This window comes from Aquitalea palustris, from assembly GCF_003693445.1.
GTDB classification, from domain to species: domain Bacteria; phylum Pseudomonadota; class Gammaproteobacteria; order Burkholderiales; family Chromobacteriaceae; genus Aquitalea; species Aquitalea palustris.
The window spans coordinates 18,986-36,559 of the sequence record NZ_RFAR01000005.1 but is presented as its reverse complement, the minus strand read 5'-3'; the positions used below and the strand labels follow the sequence as shown (position 1 = coordinate 36,559).

Genomic DNA, 17,574 nt, shown 5'->3' with positions numbered 1-17,574 from the left:
ACCACGGCAAAGCCACGGCCCATTTCGCCGGCACGGGCAGCCTCGATGGCAGCATTGAGCGCCAGCAAATTGGTCTGGTCGGCAATATCGTGAATCACGTTGACGATGGCGGTAATCTGCTGCGCACTGCTTTCCAGCGCCTTCAGGCTGTCGGCCGCCTGGCTGAGTGTTGCCGAGATATGGCTGACGCCATCGACCGCTGCCACCAGGCTTTCACTACCGGCCTGGGCCGCTTCGCTGGAGGCTCGTGCGGCATCGCTGGCTTCGCTGGCTACTTTTTCAATCTGCTGCACCCCGGCAATCAGCATGCCGGTGTGCTCAGACATGGCCTGGGCACTGGTACGCTGCTCGCCCGAACTGGCAGCAGCAGAGCTGGCCTTGTCCGACAGTTCCTGCGCGGCATGGTCCAGGTCGATGGCATGCGAGCTGGTGCGATTGAGCGCCTGCTGAAAGCTGTCCAGCAGGCTGTTCATGGCATCGGCCACCTGCCCTACTTCATCCTTGCGGTTGATGGCGAGGCGCCGTGTCAAATCGCGACTGTCGCGAATGCCGCCCACTTCCTCGACCAGCTGGCGCACCGGACGCGCCACCAGGCGGTTGGTAAACAAGAGCAGGGCCAGCGCCAGGATCAGCAACAACAAACCGGCACCGCCAGCCAGCCACAGCAGCAGTTGGTGATTTTCCTTTTCCAGCTCGCTGCGGGTCTCGTTGCTGACAATCATCCAGCCCCACGGCTTGTAGGTGGCATAGGACAACATATGCTCGGCCGCGCCGTTTTCACCCGGCAGCTTGACGGTTAGCGCACCCTGCCCGCTGGCCATCAAATCGTTGACATAGGGTTGGCCGGCTGCGTCCACGTCCTTGCTGACCGGTCTGCCGGACAGTTTCGGGTGCTGCACGTATTGGCCAAAGGATTTGGAATTCTTGTTGATATCGACGATGTCGATATGTCCGCCCTCGCCCAGTTTCACCTTGGACAGACGCACCAACAGCCCGGCGATGCCTTCGGTGGCACCGACGCCGACAAAGGTGGCGCCAATCACATTCTGGCTGGCGTCCTTGATCGGGCTGTAACTGGTGATGTAATCGCGGCCATACAAGTCGACCCGGCCCGAGTAGTTTTCGCCATTCATCAGCTGGGCATAGGCCGGGCTGGCATGATCCAGCTTGGTGCCCAGTGCCCGCCCGCCGTCTTCCTTCAGCACCGAAGTGGCGATGCGGACGAAATCGTCACCATCCTTGACGAATAGCGTGGCGACATTACCTGTCTTGGAGGAAAAGCGGTCGACAATATCGTTATTACCATTGATGGCGGTACTGCCCAGCAGCAGGGCCGGGGTTGCCGTGCCGGAGACGTCGATCTTGCTGGCCGGGTTGATGGCAAAGGCGCCGCCAATCTCACCCAGCAACACTTTTTCAAACTGGCGGGTGGTGATTTTGAGCGACTCATTGAATGCATCGATCATGTTGATGGACTGGGTCAGCAACTGTGACTGGACCTTTTCTGTGCGTTCCTGCATGACCCGTCCGGTGAAGACATACAGCGGCAGCGCCAAGCTCATGGCCACCACCATCATCAACACTACCTGGGTCGATACCAGTCGCGACCCGATGCTCATGCCTCGCTTCATTCGCCTCACCCTCTCCACTGCCGCACCCGTTGTACGGGATTGTTTATTTATAATTCAGCGTCTTTTTGAAATGCTGGCTTTATATTTGCAAACCAGCAAAATGCGCGAGAAACATGCGCTTGTCAATGCAATCACTCAAGCCCATGTCGACCATAAGCAAAGCAAGAACAAGGCCAGATTGGCCATGCTTTGTGCGAGGCTAAATCACTGGCTGCATTCACAGCATAGACCGCTTTTGCAGCAAGAGCCTGCTGTCTGCCCGCATGCCGTCAGCACCGGGCTTTAGCCATGAAAAAACCCGGCCAGAGCCGGGTTGGGGTGTTGCCTGCAGCACACAGCCGCTTTCAGCGGACGACGATCTGCGCCGCGCCTTCCTGCAATTGGCCGATGACCGCAGCCTGGCCAAAACCGGCGGCCTGGAAAGCGGCCAATACGGCAGGAGCCTGTTCGGCCGCCACGGCGACCAGCAGGCCACCGCTGGTTTGCGGATCAGCCAGCACGCGCTGCTGCCAGTCGGGCAGGCCAGCGGCAAAGCGGACATGCTGGCCAAAGCTGGCCTGATTACGCTCGATAGCGCCAGGGCCGTAGCCTTGCTCGGCAAACGGGCGCGCTGCGGGGATCAGCGGCACCGCCGCCATCTCCACCTGCGCTTGCAGTCCGGAGCCCTTGCAGATTTCCAGCAGATGACCGAGCAAGCCGAAGCCGGTGACATCAGTCAGTGCATGGACGCCCGCCATGCCGGCCAGCGTGGCACCCACCTTGTTCAGCTGGGTGGTGGTGGCAATCAGCGCCTGATAGCCGGCCTCATCCAGCACGCCTTTTTTCATGGCCTGCGCCAGAATGCCCACGCCCAGCGCCTTGCCCATGATCAGCACATCGCCGGCGCGGGCATCACAATTACGCTTGAGCTGGTCGGGATGAACCACCCCCAGCGCAACCAGGCCGTAAATCGGTTCGGGCGAATCAATGGAATGGCCGCCGGCAATGGGAATGCCGGCGTCAGCACACACCGCCTGCCCGCCATCCAGAATGGCGCGTATGGTTTCCACCGGCAACACATTGACCGGCATGCCGACAATGGCCAGCGCCATGATGGGCGTGGCACCCATGGCGTAGATATCGGACAGCGCATTGGTGGCGGCGATGCGGCCAAAATCGAAGGCATCATCCACGATGGGCATGAAGAAATCGGTGGTGGCAACAATCGCCTGCTGATCGTTGAGGCGGTACACTGCGGCATCGTCGCTGGTTTCCGTGCCAACCATGAGCTGCGGGAACACCATTTTCTCCCGTGCCGTGGAGAGGATGGATTCCAGTACCGCAGGAGCAATTTTGCAGCCACAGCCACCGCCGTGGGATAATTGCGTCAGTTTGATTTCAGCCATTTCAGGGCAACTCCCACCATGCTTTTCAAGGTCGCGAAACTATCACAGCTGGCCGAGTTTGACGAGATCATCGACGTGCGCTCGCCAGCCGAATTCGCCGAAGATCACCTGCCCGGCGCCATCAATTGCCCGGTGCTGGATGACGAAGAACGTATCCGGGTGGGCACCCTTTACAAGCAAGTCAGCCCCTTCGAAGCGCGCAAGCTGGGCGCCGCACTGGTGGCACAGAATATCGCCCGTCACTTGCAGCAGCATTTCCATGCCAGGCCAAAATCCTGGAAGCCGCTGATCTATTGCTGGCGCGGCGGCCAGCGCTCGGCCTCGATGGCCATCATTTTCAGCCAGATCGGCTGGAATACCCACCAGCTGGAGGGCGGCTACAAGAGCTATCGCCATCAGGTACTGGCCGATCTGGCCAGCCTGCCGGCCACGCTGCGGCTCAAGGTCATCTGCGGCCCCACCGGCTCGGGCAAGAGCCGTTTGCTGCATGCCCTGCAGCGCAACGGCAAACAGGTGCTGGATCTGGAAGCCCTGGCCGTGCATCGCGGCTCGGTACTGGGACGGCTGCCCGATCAGCCCCAACCCTCGCAAAAATGGTTCGACAGCATGTTGCGTCTGGCCATATTGCAGCTGGACCCGGCGCGCCCGGTGTTCATCGAATCGGAAAGCCGCAAGATCGGCACACTCAGCCTGCCGGACAGCCTGTTTTCGCGCATGCACGCCAGCGAATGCCTGAGCATGGAAGTGGCACTGGCCGAGCGCGTGCGCTTCTTGCTGGAAGACTATGATTTCTATCTGCAGCAACCAGACCGACTGGTTACCCAGCTAGGCTTTCTCAAGGCGGTGCACTCACGTGAGCAGCTGCAGCAATGGCAGGACATGATTGAACAGGGCCAGTTTGCCAGCCTGGTGGAGCAATTGCTGGTGCAGCATTACGACCCCTTGTATTTCCGCTCGATGAACCGCCACTACACCCACTTGCAGCAATCGCAGTTGCTAACCGTCCCCGGCCTTAGCCCGGCCCTGCTGGATGCCGTAGCCAGCGTGATCCGCGAATAAGGTCACTCCTTACAAGTTTTACCAGCAACAGCTGCAATCTTTTCCATGCAATCCGGCGCAAGCAGGACCATAGACGGAGTAGAATGGCAGCCTTCGCTATCGCATTCATCACGCAGCCGGCATGAGCTCATACGCACAACTCGATTGGCTGGACGGCCAGCCCGTCTCGGTCGCCTTTGGCGATGTCTATTTCTCCCGCAGCAGCGGGCTGGAAGAAACCCGCCATGTTTTTCTCAGGCACAATCAGCTGGCCGAGCGCTTTGCTGCCCTGCCGCCCGACGGCCAGTTCAGCATCGGCGAAACCGGTTTCGGCACTGGCCTCAACTTTCTCTGTGCCTGGCAACACTTCCTGCAACACGCCCCTGCCACCGCCCGGCTGCACTTCATCAGCGCTGAGAAATACCCGCTGACCGCGCAAGACCTCGGCCAGGCGCTGGCCTTGTGGCCGGAGCTGGCCAGCCAGGCGCAGCAGCTGCTACGCCAATACGATGTGCTGAGCAGTGGCTGGCACCGCTTTGTGCTGGAGGGTGGCCGCATCATCCTCACCCTGCTGGTGGGCGATGTGCTCGAGGTACTGCCACAGCTGGATGCCCGCATTGATGCCTGGTTTCTGGATGGCTTCGCCCCGTCGAAAAACCCGGACATGTGGCAGCCAGCGCTGTTTCAGGCCATGGCCAGCTTGTCGGCAGCAGACGCCACCTTCGCTACCTTCACCTGTGCCGGTTTTGTCCGGCGCGGTCTGAAAGAGGCAGGTTTCAGCGTAAGCAAGGTGGCCGGCCACGGCCAGAAGCGCGAGATGAGCTGCGGCCGGCTGGTCACCGCTCCGGCCCAGCCATGGACTCCCCCCTGGTATGCCCGCCCGGCAGCACAGCCAGGACAGGAACGCTCCGCCATCGTGGTGGGGGGCGGCATTGCCGGCGCCTCCACCGCCTACAGCCTGGCCCAGCGCGGCTGGCAGGTGACACTGGTGGAACGGCTGCCACAGCTGGCACAGGCCGCCTCGGGCAATCCACAAGGCGTGCTGTATACCAAGCTCTCCCCCCACTTCACCCCGCTGACCCGGCTGGTATTGTCTGGCTATGCCTACTCGCTGCGCCTGCTGCACCAGTTGCTGGAACAGGGTGACGACAGCTGGCGGGCCTGTGGCGTGCTGCAACTGGCGCAAGACGACAAGGAAGCCGCACGACAGGCACAACTGGCCGCTGCCGGACTACCCGATGGCCTGCTACGCCTGGTCAGCCAGCAGGAGGCCAGCGCCATTGCCGGCCTGCCACTACCAGCAGGCGGACTGTTTTTCCCGCAGGGCGGCTGGCTGAATCCACCCAGCCTGGTCCATGCACTGTGCAGCCATCCCAATATCCAGCTGCGTACTTCCAGCACGGTGCTGGAGCTGGACTGGAACCCGCTGGAACAATGCTGGCTGGCCAGCAATGAAAATGGCCCACTGGCCATGGGGAGTGCCGTCATCCTGGCGGCGGCGGCCGACACGGCACGCTTCGACAGCACCAGCCACCTGCCGCTGAAAGCGATTCGTGGCCAGGTCAGCACGGTAGCGGCTACCGTGGCCAGCAGCCAGTTGCAAACCGTGTTGTGTGGCGAAGGCTATATTTCGCCGGCACGGCAGCAGCAGCACTGCCTGGGTGCCACCTTCAAGTTCGAGGCAGACAATCTGCTGCCCAATGAAGCAGAGCACCAGGAAAACCTGGACATGCTGGCAGGGCTGGCTCCGGCCATGCATCAGGCGGTGGGTGCGGCAGGACTCAAGCTGCAAGCCATTGGCGGCCGCGCCGCCTACCGCTGCACCAGCCCGGACTACCTGCCGCTGATCGGTCCGGTGACCGATCGTCGCCAGTTTGCCGAGTGCTACCGCGAGCTGGCCAACGACGCCACGCTCAAGCTGGATAGCGCCTCACCCTGGATCAGCGGCCTGTATGTCAATACCGCCCATGGTTCACGCGGCATGATTACCGCGCCGCTTTCTGGCGAAATCCTGGCGGCCTATCTGGACAATGAAGCGGCACCACTGCAGCAGGCGCTGATGCAGGCGGTACATCCCAGCCGTTTCCTGCTGCGCAAGCTGATACGCAAGCAGGACTGATCAGCCCCGCCACAAGCCATGCTCAAGCCGCAATGGCATGCCCGATGGCCTGACGGATATCATCCGGAATGGCCACCGGCACCCCCGCCTGATAATCCACCCACACCAGCGTCACGTCGGCATAGGCATACACGGTGTCCGGATCACCCTGGCGATAGAAATGATGGCGTAGCTGCAGGCTGCTGCGGCCCAGCTTTTCCAGTTCGATGGTGATTTCCACCACTGCGGGATAAGTCAACTGCTTGCGAAAGGTGCAGGAAGTACTGGCCAGCACCGGGCCGGTGCTCTGCGGATCGATGCCATGCCCCAGCGCTTCCAGCCAGTTCAGGCGGATCTGCTCCAGATAGCGGAAGTAATAGGTATTGTTGAGATGACCAACCGCATCCATATCGCCCCAGCGCATGGTGATGGTCTGGCGGTCGATGATGGGATAGGATTTTTCCAAGACAGCACTCCTTACCTTAACGTCATGTTGTATTGCATCATAACGCTGAGGTCAAATTCCGTCACAAAAAAACCATGCAATCACACCAGAACATCAGGTCAGAACCCGACATACTGCGGCTGCTGTCGGCGAATTGTCCTGATACGACGACAGCATGACTGTCAGCCAGTGGCGGCGGAGCTAATCCCCCTGCCTGCCGACTGCCAGTCACCTGAGCGAAGGTGCAAGCTGGAGCCCCGCCCACAAGGCCGGGGCTCGTTTTTTATCTTGCCCTGCCAGGCGCCCACGGCGTTTTGTGGTGCACTTGCCGCTTGTGCTACTGTAGCGCCAGACGGGAGCCACAACATGCCAGCCAGAAAAACAGAATCCCCACAACAAACCCTCACCACCACCGCGACCGATACCCTGCGCCAGCGCATTCTGTCCGGCGAATGGCCAGATGGCACCCAGTTGCGGCAGGAAGCGCTGTCACGCGAACTGGGCGTCAGCCGGGTACCGGTACGTGAAGCCTTGCGCCAGCTGGAAGCCGAAGGACTGGTGCGCATCATTGAACGGCGTGGTGCCGTGGTCAGCCAGTTATCCCTGCCGGAAATCGTCGAACTACTGCGCGTGCGGGTGCTGCTGGAATGCGACATGCTGCTGGAAGCCATACCACGCCAGACTGCTGCGGACATCGCAGCTGCCGAAGCGCTGCTGGCGCGCTTTGAGGTTGCGCTGAACAATCAGGATGTCGCCACCTGGGGCCTGTTGAATGCCAGTTTTCATCTGGCGCTGTATCAGGCTGCAGGACGACCACAGACTCTGGCACTGATCGAACAATTACATAACCGCACCGACCGCTACACCCGCATGCAGATTCTGCTGACCGGCTTCAACGACCGCGCGCATCTGGAGCACAACCACCTGCTGGACCTATGCCGCCAGAAAGATGCCATCAGCGCCGCTGCCTTTCTCAAGCAGCACATCATGCATGCCGAAGAAGCGCTGGAAGCCTGGTATCTGGCCCACCAGAGCACCCCGGGCAACAAACGTGGGCGCAAGCCACGCCTGGCAAGCCAGGACTGAGTCGCACCGGAGATAATAAAAAAGAGCCGCAATAGCGGCTCTTGTTCATTGCAGCACACCGGGCATTACATCACCAGTTTCGCACCTACGACCGCCAGCATCACCGCCAGCGCCGGCCGCAGCCAGGAGTCAGTCAGGCGACGGGTGAGCTTACTGCCCAGCCAGATACCAGGCAGCGAACCCATCAGCAGATTCAGCAGCAGCATGTAGTTGAGATTGCCCATGCTGGCATGGCCCAGGCCGGCAACCAGGGTCAGCGGGACGGCATGGGCGATTTCCGTACCGACCAGGCGGGTGGTGGGCAGGGCCGGATAAAGCAGGAACAGGGCCAGCGTACCCAGCGCACCGGCACCGATGGAGCTAAGCGTAACCAGCACGCCCAGGCCGATGCCAATCAGTACGGTAGGCAGCGGTTTCAATACAAATTCAGCCGGCGGGTGGCCCTGCGGATTAATCAGCTTGATCAGGCGGGGTTTGAGCAGGATGGAAGCGGCAGTCAACAGCAGCGCCACACCCAGCACCAGCTTGAATACCGAATCCAGCGCATGACTGGACAAGTGCAGCCAGGACAGCAGACCCAGCGTCAACAGCGATGCCGGCACACTGCCGGCAGCCAGCCAGGCAGTCAGCTTCCAGTCGACGTGCTTCTGCTTGTGATGGACGAACACGCCACCAGCCTTGGTCAGGGCGGCGTATAGCAGGTCGGTACCGACTGCTGTTGCTGGCGAAATGCCAAACCACAGCAAGATTGGGGTCATCAGGGAACCACCCCCTACCCCGGTCAGCCCGACGATAAAGCCCACCACCAGACCAGCCACTGCGTATCCCAACTCCATGACAGCTCCAAACTAAGTTCTGGCGCTATCCTACTGCACACAACATATAACCAACTAGATTGTTTGATTTAATCAATATTCGATATAAATCTATGATGTGTCATAGCCAGCGCTGGCCGGCAATTCAGCAGCAAATCTGCTAAAAATAACCATAGCTAGTGAAGACTGTCGCGGCAAACACACAACATTTTGCGTATTGCGCGACGTTTCAGACTTTACAAATGTTTGAAATACAGTCAAGTTTTAATGGTTGGCACAACCGACCGCATGTGATGTACCCAATCTGGAGGTGCAAGGATGATTTCCCGTATTCCTCTCAGTGTCCGCCGCAAGCAGGCACGCGATCAGCATGAAAGTTTTCTGTACGCTGTGGCCAAGCCGCAGCTGAGCGACACCGAACGCTGCCGGCAGCAAAAAGTCCGCCAGCGTGCCCATGACCGTGATGACGCCCGCTTCATGGCGGAGCGCAGCGAAGACGATCTGTTCTAGCGCTGCCGCGCAGCATCACCCCACTCTGCCAAAGCGCCACTCTCTTGGCGCTTGCTGCCTTTTTCGTCGCCTACTTCCCCGTTTTCTGCCGGCTGCTGCCCTTGCGCAGCAGCATTTGCAGCGTCTTTATAGTTTCTTTATCCCCCCTCTTGGCTTTTTATCAGGTTTTTGACATCCGATTGCGTACCTTTCACTGGCACATATCGCCTCGTAAAGGAAATGCAAAATGGATTTGGTCTATCTGGGCCTGACTCTGGGATTCACTGCGCTGACGCTCGCTTTCGTGCGGCTCTGCCAGCACGCGGAGGGCAAATAGCCATGAACCTGTTCTACGTCATCAGCGCCCTGCTGGCCCTGGGGCTGCTGGCCTATCTGCTATACGCACTGTTCAAACCGGAGAATTTCTGACATGAGCACACCTGCCATTCTCCAACTGGGTTTGTTCCTGCTGGTTTTGCTGGCGCTGGCCTGGCCCTTGTCCAGCTGGATCACCCGCATCATGCAGGGTGAAAACCCCGGTCCGCTGCGCCTGCTCGCACCACTGGAAAAACTGCTCTATCGCCTGGCGGGCATTCGCCAGGACGAGGAAATGGGCTGGAAGTCCTATGCGGTTTCCCTGCTGGTATTCAATCTGCTGGGCGTGCTGGCCGTGTACGGGCTGCAGCGCCTGCAAGGCGCGCTGCCGTTCAACCCGCAAGCCATGGCGGCGGTGGCGCCCGATTCGTCCTTCAACACCGCCATTTCCTTTGTCACCAATACCAACTGGCAAGGCTATGGCGGCGAAACCACCATGAGCTATCTGACCCAGATGCTGGGACTGACGGTACAGAACTTCCTGTCCGCCGCGACAGGTGCAGCGGTGGTGATTGCGCTGATTCGCGGCTTTGCCCGTCACAGCTCGGCTCGGATAGGCAATTTCTGGGTCGATGTGACCCGCTTTACCGCATATATCCTGCTGCCGCTGTCGCTGGTATTCGCGCTGGCACTGACCCAACAGGGCGTGATCCAGAACCTGCTGCCCTACCAGACAGCGCATACCGTGGAAGTCACCCATTTCCAGCAGCCCAAGCTGGATGCCAAGGGCAACCCGGTCAACGGCAAGGATGGCAAGCCAGTCATGCTGGATAGTCAGACCCAGCAGCAGACCCTGCCGATGGGGCCGGTCGCCTCGCAGGAAGCCATCAAGATGCTGGGCACCAATGGCGGTGGTTTCTTCAATGCCAACTCGGCCCATCCTTTTGAAAACCCGACGCCGCTGTCCAACTTCCTGCAAGACCTGGCCATCTTCCTGATTCCGGCCGCCTTGTGCTTTGTCTTTGGCCGCATGGTGGGTGATCGCCGTCAGGGCTGGGCCATTCTGGCTGCGATGCTGGTGATGTTTGCCACCGCCGTGGTGGTGGAAACCAGCGCCGAGCAGGCCGGGGTGCCGCAACTGAGCGCCATGGGCGTGGACCAGCAGGCCAGCAGCCTGCAGTCCGGCGGCAATATGGAAGGCAAGGAAAGCCGCTTCGGCATCATCGATACCGCCCTGTTCACCGTGGTGACCACCTCGGCCTCCTGCGGTGCGGTGACTGCCATGCACGACTCGCTCACCCCGATTGGCGGGCTGGTGCCGACCTTCCTGATGCAGCTGGGTGAAGTGGTCTTCGGCGGTGTGGGTTCCGGCCTGTACGGCATGCTGGTCTTTGCCATCCTGGCGGTGTTCATTGCCGGCCTGATGGTGGGGCGCACGCCGGAGTATCTGGGCAAGAAGATTGAAACCTATGAGATGAAGATGACGGCCATCACCATTCTGGTGACGCCGATCCTGGTGCTGGTGCTGACCGCCATTGCCGTCAGCGTGGATGCCGGCAAGGCAGGCATTGCCAACCCCGGCGCCCATGGTTTCAGCGAAATCCTCTATGCCTTTACCTCGGCTGCCAACAATAACGGCAGCGCCTTTGCCGGCCTGTCTGCCAATACGCCGTTCTACAACATCATGACCGGCATCGCCATGTTCTTTGGCCGCTTTTTGATGATTGTGCCCATCCTGGCCATTGCCGGCTCGCTGTCTGCCAAGAAACGCCTGGCGGTCAACAGCGGCACCCTGCCCACCCACGGCCCGCTGTTCGTGGTGCTGCTGATCGGCACGGTGTTGCTGGTGGGAGCGCTCAACTACGTCCCGGCGCTGGCGCTGGGACCGGTGGTGGAGCAGCTGCAAATGGTGAGCGGACATTAATCCTGAGCGTGGATACGCAACAGGATCAAGGAAAACAATATGAACGATCGCAATCATTCCACTGTGTCGGCGGCTGCCAACAGCACTGCCAGCCAGCACAGCAAACCGGGCAAGGGCATGTTTGACCCGGCCCTGATCAAACCGGCCATCATCGATTCTTTCAGGAAGCTGTCGCCACGTACCCAGTGGCGTAATCCGGTGATGTTTGTCGTCTATGTAGGCAGCATCCTCACCAGCGCCCTGTGGCTGCAGGCGCTGGCCGGCAAGGGCGAGGCCGCCCCCGGCTTCATCCTGGCCATTGCCCTGTGGCTGTGGTTTACCGTGCTGTTTGCCAACTTTGCCGAAGCACTGGCCGAGGGCCGCAGCAAGGCCCAGGCTGCCAGCCTGCGCTCGGCCAAGAAAAACGTGGTGGCCAAAAAGCTGTCCGGCCCGCGCCGCGACGCTGGCGTCACCATTGTCGATGGCCACAGCCTGAAAAAGGGCGACATCGTGCTGGTGGAAGCCGGCGATGTCATCCCGGTGGATGGTGAAGTCATCGATGGCGTGGCCTCGGTGGACGAATCGGCCATTACCGGCGAATCCGCGCCGGTGATCCGGGAATCCGGCGGTGATTTTTCCTCGGTCACCGGCGGCACCCGCGTGCTGTCGGACTGGATCGTGGTGAAGATTACCGCCAATCCCGGCGAAACCTTCCTCGACCGCATGATCGCCATGGTGGAAGGCGCCAAGCGTCAGAAAACGCCCAATGAAATCGCCCTCACCATCCTGCTGGTGGCGCTGACCATTGTCTTCCTGATCGTCACCGTCACCCTGCTGCCCTACTCGCTGTTCAGTGTGGATGCGGCCAAGGCCGGCTCGCCCATCAGCATCACCACCCTGGTGGCGCTGCTGGTCTGCCTGATTCCCACCACCATCGGCGGCCTGCTGTCGGCCATTGGCGTGGCGGGCATGAGCCGCATGATGGGGGCCAATGTGATTGCCACCTCCGGCCGTGCCGTGGAAGCGGCGGGCGACGTGGACGTGCTGCTGCTGGACAAGACCGGCACCATCACCCTGGGCAACCGTCAGGCTTCGCAATTCGTGCCGGCACCGGGCATCAGCGAACAACAGCTGGCCGATGCCGCACAGCTGGCCTCGCTGGCTGATGAAACCCCGGAAGGCCGTTCCATCGTGGTGCTGGCCAAGCAGAAATTCGCCCTGCGCGAACGCGAGCTGGCCAGCCACGAAGCCACCTTCATCCCGTTTACCGCGCAAACCCGCATGAGCGGCATCGACTACGATGGCCGGCAGATCCGCAAGGGGGCCATCGACGCCATTCGCCGTCATATCGCCGAGCAAGGCGGGATCTTCCCCGATGCGCTGAGCAAGAGCGCCGATGAAGTGGCGCGGCGTGGTTCCACCCCGCTCTTGGTGGCCGAAGGCAACCGTGCGCTGGGGGTGATCGAACTCAAGGACATCGTCAAGGGCGGCATCAAGGAGCGCTTTGCCGAGCTGCGCCAGATGGGCATCAAGACCATCATGATCACCGGCGACAACCCGCTGACCGCCGCCGCCATTGCCGCCGAAGCCGGCGTGGATGATTTCCTGGCCGAAGCCACCCCGGAAGCCAAGCTCAAGCTGATCCGCAGCCATCAGGCCGAAGGCAAGCTGGTGGCCATGACCGGCGATGGCACCAACGACGCACCGGCGCTGGCCCAGGCCGATGTGGCAGTGGCCATGAATACCGGCACCCAGGCGGCGAAAGAGGCCGGCAATATGGTGGATCTGGATTCCAACCCCACCAAGCTGATCGAGATCGTGGAAATCGGCAAACAGATGCTGATGACCCGTGGCTCGCTCACCACTTTCTCCATCGCCAACGACGTGGCCAAGTACTTCGCCATCATCCCGGCGGCCTTTGCCAGCACCTATCCGCAGCTGAATGCGCTGAACGTGATGGGCCTGAACAGCCCGGCCTCGGCCATCATGTCGGCGGTGGTATTCAATGCGCTGATCATCGTGGTGCTGATTCCGCTGGCCCTCAAGGGGGTGAAATACCACGCCAGAAGCGCGGCCGAACTGCTGCGCGGCAATTTGCTGATCTACGGCCTGGGCGGCCTGCTGCTGCCTTTTGCCGGCATCAAGCTGATCGACATGCTGCTGGGCAGCCTGGGCCTGGTGTAAACCGGCCCGCCCACACAAGGAACTCATCATGCTCAAGACTCTGCGACCCGCACTGCTGCTGTTTGCCATCCTGTCCCTGCTGACCGGACTGGCCTATCCGCTGCTGACCACAGCCCTGGCCCAGGCGCTGTTTCCGCAGCAGGCCAATGGCAGCCTGATCGAAAAAGATGGCCAGATCATCGGCTCCCGCCTGATTGGTCAACAGTTTTCCGGCGACAAGTATTTCTGGGGCAGGCCGTCGGCCACCAGCCCCATGGCTTACAATGCCGGCAGTTCCGGCGGCTCCAACCTCGGCCCCACCAACAAGGCCCAGCTGGATGCGGTAAAGGCCAATCTCGACCACCTGCGCCAGGCTCACCCCACGCAGACGGCCATCGTTCCGGTTGATCTGGTCACCGCATCGGCCAGCGGCCTGGACCCGGAAATATCGCTGGCTGCCGCCTATTACCAGCTGGAGCGTGTCGCCCACGCCCGTGGCATGCCGCTGGCACGCCTGCACCAACTGGTGGATGATCACATCATTGGCGAAACCTTCGGCCTGCTGGGAGAACCCAGGGTCAACGTGCTGGAACTGAACCTGGCACTGGATGCGGTGAAGTAAAGCCGCTGCCGCTTTGATCTGCGCATCCGGTCCCGGCCGGATGCGCAGCGCTATCGCCCTGCCCTTACCGGCAGGGCATTATGCTGTACCGCCCTAAGCGACGACGGACTGAACATGACGGATACCCGCCCCGACCCCGATGCCCTGCTGGATGAACTGAAACAGGAGGAGCTGGCTGCCCAGCGCGGCCGGCTGAAAATTTTCTTTGGTGCCTGCGCCGGCGTGGGCAAGACCTATGCCATGCTCAGTGCCGCGCGCGTGCGCCAGCAGGAAGGCTGCAAGGTACTGGTGGGCGTGGTGGAAACCCATGGCCGCAAGGAAACCGAAGCCCAGTTGCAAGACCTGGAAGTGCTGCCGCCCACCCGCATCGAATACAAGGGCCACAGCCTGGCCGAGTTTGACCTGGACAGCGCGCTGGCCCGCCAGCCGGAACTGATCCTGATGGACGAATTCGCCCACTCCAACGTCCCCGGCTCGCGCCACAGCAAACGCTGGCAGGACGTGGAAGAACTGCTGGCCGCCGGCATCGACGTCTATACCACGCTCAATGTGCAGCATCTGGAAAGCCTGAATGATGTGGTGGGGCAGATCACCGGCATCGTGGTACGGGAAACCCTGCCCGATCACGTGTTTGATCAGGCGGCCGAAGTGTCGCTGGTCGACCTGCCGCCGGACGAACTGCTGGCCCGCCTGGCAGCCGGCAAGGTGTATATCGCCCATCAGGCCGAGCGCGCGGTGAAAAACTTCTTCCGCAAGGGCAATCTGCTGGCCTTGCGCGAACTGGCCCTGCGCCGCACCGCCGACCGGGTGGACGCGCAAATGCGCGCCTACCGCGCCGACCAGTCGATCAAGCCGGTATGGCATGCCCGCGAACGCTTGCTGATCTGCGTAGGGCATGGCCCTGGCACCGAAAAGCTGGTACGCAGCGGCAAACGGCTGGCCGCCAGCCTGGATGCCGACTGGATTGCCGTCTTCGTGGAAACACCCGAACTGCAAGGCCTGTCGGAAACCAAGCGCAGCCGCATCATGAAAGGCCTGAAGCTGGCGCAGGAGCTGGGCGCGGAAACCACGGTGCTGGGCGGCAGCGATCTGGCCTCCACCCTGCTGGCCTATGCCCGCACCCGCAATGTCTCCAAGCTGGTAGTGGGCAAGTCCGCCGGTAACAAGCTGCAACGACTGTGGCGACGGCCACTGCTGGAGCAACTGTCCTTGCAGGCCAATGATGTCGATGTCTACGTGGTGGCCCACGAACTGGAAGATGAGCAGCCGCAAACGCGCGACGGCTTCAACAGCCTGCTGTTTGGCGAGGCCAGCCGCCAGCAACAGCGTCACGGCTATCTCGCCGCCGTGCTGGCCTGCATTGCCACTACCGGGGTGGCCAGCCTGCTGGCACCCATTTTCGAACTGTCCAATGTCGTCATGGTGTATCTGCTCAGCGTGGTACTGGTAGCCGTACGCTTTGGCCGTGGCCCCGGGGTGCTGGCGTCCTTGCTGGCGGTGGCCACCTTCGATTTCTTTTTCGTGCCGCCGCGCATGTCGTTTTCGGTATCAGATACCCAATACCTGCTGACCTTTGCCGTAATGTTTGCCGTGGCCCTCATCATCAGCCAGCTGGCCGCACGGCTGCGCTTCGAAGCCACCATTGCCACCTATCGCGAGCGCCGCACCCGCGCCCTGTATGATCTGGGCCGCGAGCTGGCCGGCGCCCTCACGGCCAACCAGATCATCGATACCGCAGTCAGCCGCCTGCAGCCGCTCTTCAATGCCAGCATCGTGCTGTTCACCCCCAACAGCAATGAAGAACTGCGCGCGGAAAACGACAGCCATGCCCAGGCCGATCTGGGCGTGGCGCAGTGGGTGTATGACAAGCAGCAGCCTGCGGGCCTGGGCACCCAGACCCTGCCGGCCAATGCCATGCTCTATCTGCCGCTGAAAGCGCCCATGCGCAATCGCGGCGTGCTGGCCGTGCTGCCCGAGCAGCTCGATCAGGTCTTCCTGCCCGAACAGCAACGCCTGCTGGAAACCTGCGCCGCCCAGATCGCGCTGGCGCTGGAGCGGGTGCACTATGTCGAAGTGGCGCAAGATGCCATCGTCGCCATGGAGTCGGAGCGCCTGCGCAACAGCGTGCTGGCGGTGATCTCGCACGACCTGCGCACCCCGCTCACCACCCTGGTCGGGCTGTCCAGCATCCTGGCCGCCGGCCAGGTCGATGCCGCCAAGCAGGCGGATATCGCCCAGTCTATCCAGGAAGAATCACTGCGCATGAACCATCTGGTCACCAATCTGCTCGACATGGCCAAGCTGCAGTCCGGCGTGCAGCTGAACCGGGAATGGCAGCTGCTGGATGATGTGGTGGGCAGCGCGGTGCGCGCCTGCCAGCGCAGCCTGCAGCAGCACCAGCTACAAATCGACCTGCCCGCCGGACTGCCGGTGCTGGAGTACGACGCCGTGCTGATCGAACGGGTATTGGTGAACTTGCTGGAAAATGCCGCCAAATACACCCCGCCCGGCAGTCATATCACGCTTGGTGCCAGCTGCGAGGGCGCTACAATGCGTGTTTGCGTGCAGGACGACGGGCCCGGTCTGCCGGCAGGCCAGGAACAAAAGCTGTTCGACAAGTTCAGCCGTGGCAACAGCGAATCCACCACACCGGGCGTGGGACTGGGGCTGGCCATCTGCCGCAGCATCGTCGAAGCCCACGGCGGCGTCATCCAGGCGGCCAATCTCAAGCCACATGGTGCTGCCTTCAGCTTCACCCTGCCGGTACGCGCCATGCCGGCCCTGCCCGGCGAAGAGGAGATCAAAGCATGAGTGACAACCCAGTCAAGCTGGTGGTCATCGAGGACGAAAAACCCATCCGCCGCTTCCTGGCCTCGGCACTGGACGGCGACAACTGGGTGGTACACCAGGCGGAAAACGGCAAACAGGGGCTGATCGAAGTGGCCACCCGCAAACCGGACATGGTGATACTGGACCTGGGCCTGCCCGACATGAATGGCATTGACGTCATCCGCCAGCTGCGCGAATGGACCGACCTGCCCATCCTGGTGCTGTCTGCCCGCACCCAGGAAGCGGAAAAAGTGCAGGCGCTGGATGCCGGTGCCGACGACTACCTGACCAAGCCCTTCGGCGTGGCCGAATGCATGGCGCGCATCCGCGTGCTGCTGCGCCGGCGTGGCAATGGCAGTGCCGCCCCGACCCAGACCTTTGCCTTTGGCGACATCAAGGTCGATCTGGTGGCGCGCACCGTGTACAAGGGCGAGGCCATGGTGCATCTCACGCCCATCGAATATCGCCTGCTGACCACGCTGATCCGCAACGCCGGCAAGGTCATCACCCACCGCGAACTGCTGCTGGCGGTATGGGGGCCATCCTTCTCCGAACATAACCAGTACCTGCGTGTTTACATGGGCCACCTACGACAAAAGCTGGAAGACAATCCGGCCATGCCGCAGCACATCCTGACTGAAACCGGCATCGGCTACCGCCTGCTGGAAAGCTGACCCCGCTGGCGGATCATCCGCCCTGCGGGCCGCGTCCATGACAGGCGCGCGGCCCCGCCAAATCCAGGCCACATGCCGCCA

15 protein-coding genes are annotated in these 17,574 nt (G+C 61.5%); 11 read left to right on the top strand and 4 right to left on the bottom strand.

Annotated elements, in window-relative coordinates:
- Positions 1-1,562 (bottom strand): methyl-accepting chemotaxis protein (locus EAY64_RS02020; RefSeq protein ID WP_158604594.1); only part of this gene is annotated, 1,562 nt, incomplete at its 3' end.
- Between EAY64_RS02020 and EAY64_RS20320 the strand changes: the two genes are divergently transcribed.
- On the top strand, positions 1,561-1,917 hold the full coding sequence (locus tag EAY64_RS20320; protein WP_158604593.1) for a hypothetical protein: 357 nt from the start codon (positions 1,561-1,563) through the stop codon (positions 1,915-1,917). The two genes, EAY64_RS02020 and EAY64_RS20320, sit on opposite strands and share 2 nt — an antisense overlap.
- Positions 1,918-1,975: 58 nt before the next feature.
- Here the strand turns inward: EAY64_RS20320 and selD are convergent, their stop codons facing one another.
- Entirely contained in the window at positions 1,976-3,016 is a 1,041-nt protein-coding gene (gene selD / locus EAY64_RS02010; RefSeq protein ID WP_103523114.1) for a selenide, water dikinase SelD, read from the bottom strand.
- An 18-nt stretch (positions 3,017-3,034) separates the two neighbouring features.
- Between selD and mnmH the strand changes: the two genes are divergently transcribed.
- Together mnmH and mnmC are read left to right on the top strand one after the other, a co-directional pair.
- Positions 3,035-4,075 carry a tRNA 2-selenouridine(34) synthase MnmH gene (gene mnmH, locus EAY64_RS02005; protein ID WP_103523113.1) on the top strand — a complete coding sequence of 347 codons (1,041 nt, stop codon included), beginning with the start codon at positions 3,035-3,037 and terminating at the stop codon, positions 4,073-4,075.
- Between the two features lie 121 nt (positions 4,076-4,196).
- Entirely contained in the window at positions 4,197-6,173 is a 1,977-nt protein-coding gene (mnmC, locus tag EAY64_RS02000) for a bifunctional tRNA (5-methylaminomethyl-2-thiouridine)(34)-methyltransferase MnmC2/FAD-dependent 5-carboxymethylaminomethyl-2-thiouridine(34) oxidoreductase MnmC1 (RefSeq protein ID WP_103523112.1), read from the top strand.
- Between the two features lie 22 nt (positions 6,174-6,195).
- Here mnmC and EAY64_RS01995 read toward each other — a convergent pair whose 3' ends face one another.
- Positions 6,196-6,618 (bottom strand): acyl-CoA thioesterase, encoded by a 423-nt coding sequence (locus EAY64_RS01995; protein ID WP_103523111.1) that lies wholly within the window; start codon positions 6,616-6,618, stop codon positions 6,196-6,198.
- A 345-nt stretch (positions 6,619-6,963) separates the two neighbouring features.
- Between EAY64_RS01995 and EAY64_RS01990 the strand changes: the two genes are divergently transcribed.
- A complete protein-coding gene (locus tag EAY64_RS01990) occupies positions 6,964-7,683 on the top strand; it encodes a GntR family transcriptional regulator (protein WP_103523110.1) in 720 nt (239 codons plus the stop codon).
- Between the two features lie 65 nt (positions 7,684-7,748).
- On the opposite strand, the gene EAY64_RS01985 is transcribed toward EAY64_RS01990, so the two are convergent.
- Entirely contained in the window at positions 7,749-8,519 is a 771-nt protein-coding gene (locus EAY64_RS01985; protein WP_103523109.1) for a sulfite exporter TauE/SafE family protein, read from the bottom strand.
- 297 nt (positions 8,520-8,816) lie between these two features.
- Between EAY64_RS01985 and EAY64_RS01980 the strand changes: the two genes are divergently transcribed.
- The 7 genes from EAY64_RS01980 to EAY64_RS01950 all read left to right on the top strand — a co-directional run bounded on the left by EAY64_RS01980 (position 8,817) and on the right by EAY64_RS01950 (position 17,493).
- Positions 8,817-9,008, top strand: coding sequence for a hypothetical protein (locus EAY64_RS01980; protein WP_059285177.1), 192 nt, complete (start codon positions 8,817-8,819; stop codon positions 9,006-9,008).
- 318 nt (positions 9,009-9,326) lie between these two features.
- Positions 9,327-9,416 (top strand): K(+)-transporting ATPase subunit F, encoded by a 90-nt coding sequence (gene kdpF, locus EAY64_RS01975; RefSeq protein ID WP_103523108.1) that lies wholly within the window; start codon positions 9,327-9,329, stop codon positions 9,414-9,416.
- 1 nt (position 9,417) lies between these two features.
- Positions 9,418-11,226: a potassium-transporting ATPase subunit KdpA gene (gene kdpA, locus EAY64_RS01970; RefSeq protein ID WP_103523107.1), complete on the top strand. Its 1,809-nt coding sequence runs from the start codon at positions 9,418-9,420 to the stop codon at positions 11,224-11,226.
- A gap of 39 nt (positions 11,227-11,265) precedes the next feature.
- Positions 11,266-13,389: a potassium-transporting ATPase subunit KdpB gene (gene kdpB / locus EAY64_RS01965; RefSeq protein WP_103523106.1), complete on the top strand. Its 2,124-nt coding sequence runs from the start codon at positions 11,266-11,268 to the stop codon at positions 13,387-13,389.
- Positions 13,390-13,417: 28 nt separating this feature from the next.
- The gene (gene kdpC, locus EAY64_RS01960) at positions 13,418-13,990 is read left to right on the top strand and encodes a potassium-transporting ATPase subunit KdpC (protein WP_103523105.1); all 573 of its coding nucleotides are present in this window, start codon (positions 13,418-13,420) and stop codon (positions 13,988-13,990) included.
- 114 nt (positions 13,991-14,104) lie between these two features.
- A complete protein-coding gene (locus EAY64_RS01955; protein WP_103523104.1) occupies positions 14,105-16,801 on the top strand; it encodes a DUF4118 domain-containing protein in 2,697 nt (898 codons plus the stop codon).
- On the top strand, positions 16,798-17,493 hold the full coding sequence (locus EAY64_RS01950) for a response regulator (RefSeq protein ID WP_103523103.1): 696 nt from the start codon (positions 16,798-16,800) through the stop codon (positions 17,491-17,493). Before EAY64_RS01955 ends, EAY64_RS01950 begins: the two co-directional genes overlap by 4 nt.
- Positions 17,494-17,574: the final 81 nt, after the last annotated feature.

What these genes read in the sequence shown, in the direction of transcription:
- EAY64_RS20320 (WP_158604593.1), top strand. Translation starts at nt 1,561, where the DNA reads ATGGCCACCACCATCATCAACACTACCTGGGTCGATACCAGTCGCGAC.
- selD (WP_103523114.1), bottom strand. Translation starts at nt 3,016, where the DNA reads ATGGCTGAAATCAAACTGACGCAATTATCCCACGGCGGTGGCTGTGGC.
- mnmH (WP_103523113.1), top strand. Translation starts at nt 3,035, where the DNA reads ATGCTTTTCAAGGTCGCGAAACTATCACAGCTGGCCGAGTTTGACGAG.
- mnmC (WP_103523112.1), top strand. Translation starts at nt 4,197, where the DNA reads ATGAGCTCATACGCACAACTCGATTGGCTGGACGGCCAGCCCGTCTCG.
- EAY64_RS01990 (WP_103523110.1), top strand. Translation starts at nt 6,964, where the DNA reads ATGCCAGCCAGAAAAACAGAATCCCCACAACAAACCCTCACCACCACC.
- EAY64_RS01985 (WP_103523109.1), bottom strand. Translation starts at nt 8,519, where the DNA reads ATGGAGTTGGGATACGCAGTGGCTGGTCTGGTGGTGGGCTTTATCGTC.
- EAY64_RS01980 (WP_059285177.1), top strand. Translation starts at nt 8,817, where the DNA reads ATGATTTCCCGTATTCCTCTCAGTGTCCGCCGCAAGCAGGCACGCGAT.
- kdpF (WP_103523108.1), top strand. Translation starts at nt 9,327, where the DNA reads ATGAACCTGTTCTACGTCATCAGCGCCCTGCTGGCCCTGGGGCTGCTG.
- kdpA (WP_103523107.1), top strand. Translation starts at nt 9,418, where the DNA reads ATGAGCACACCTGCCATTCTCCAACTGGGTTTGTTCCTGCTGGTTTTG.
- kdpB (WP_103523106.1), top strand. Translation starts at nt 11,266, where the DNA reads ATGAACGATCGCAATCATTCCACTGTGTCGGCGGCTGCCAACAGCACT.
- kdpC (WP_103523105.1), top strand. Translation starts at nt 13,418, where the DNA reads ATGCTCAAGACTCTGCGACCCGCACTGCTGCTGTTTGCCATCCTGTCC.
- EAY64_RS01955 (WP_103523104.1), top strand. Translation starts at nt 14,105, where the DNA reads ATGACGGATACCCGCCCCGACCCCGATGCCCTGCTGGATGAACTGAAA.
- EAY64_RS01950 (WP_103523103.1), top strand. Translation starts at nt 16,798, where the DNA reads ATGAGTGACAACCCAGTCAAGCTGGTGGTCATCGAGGACGAAAAACCC.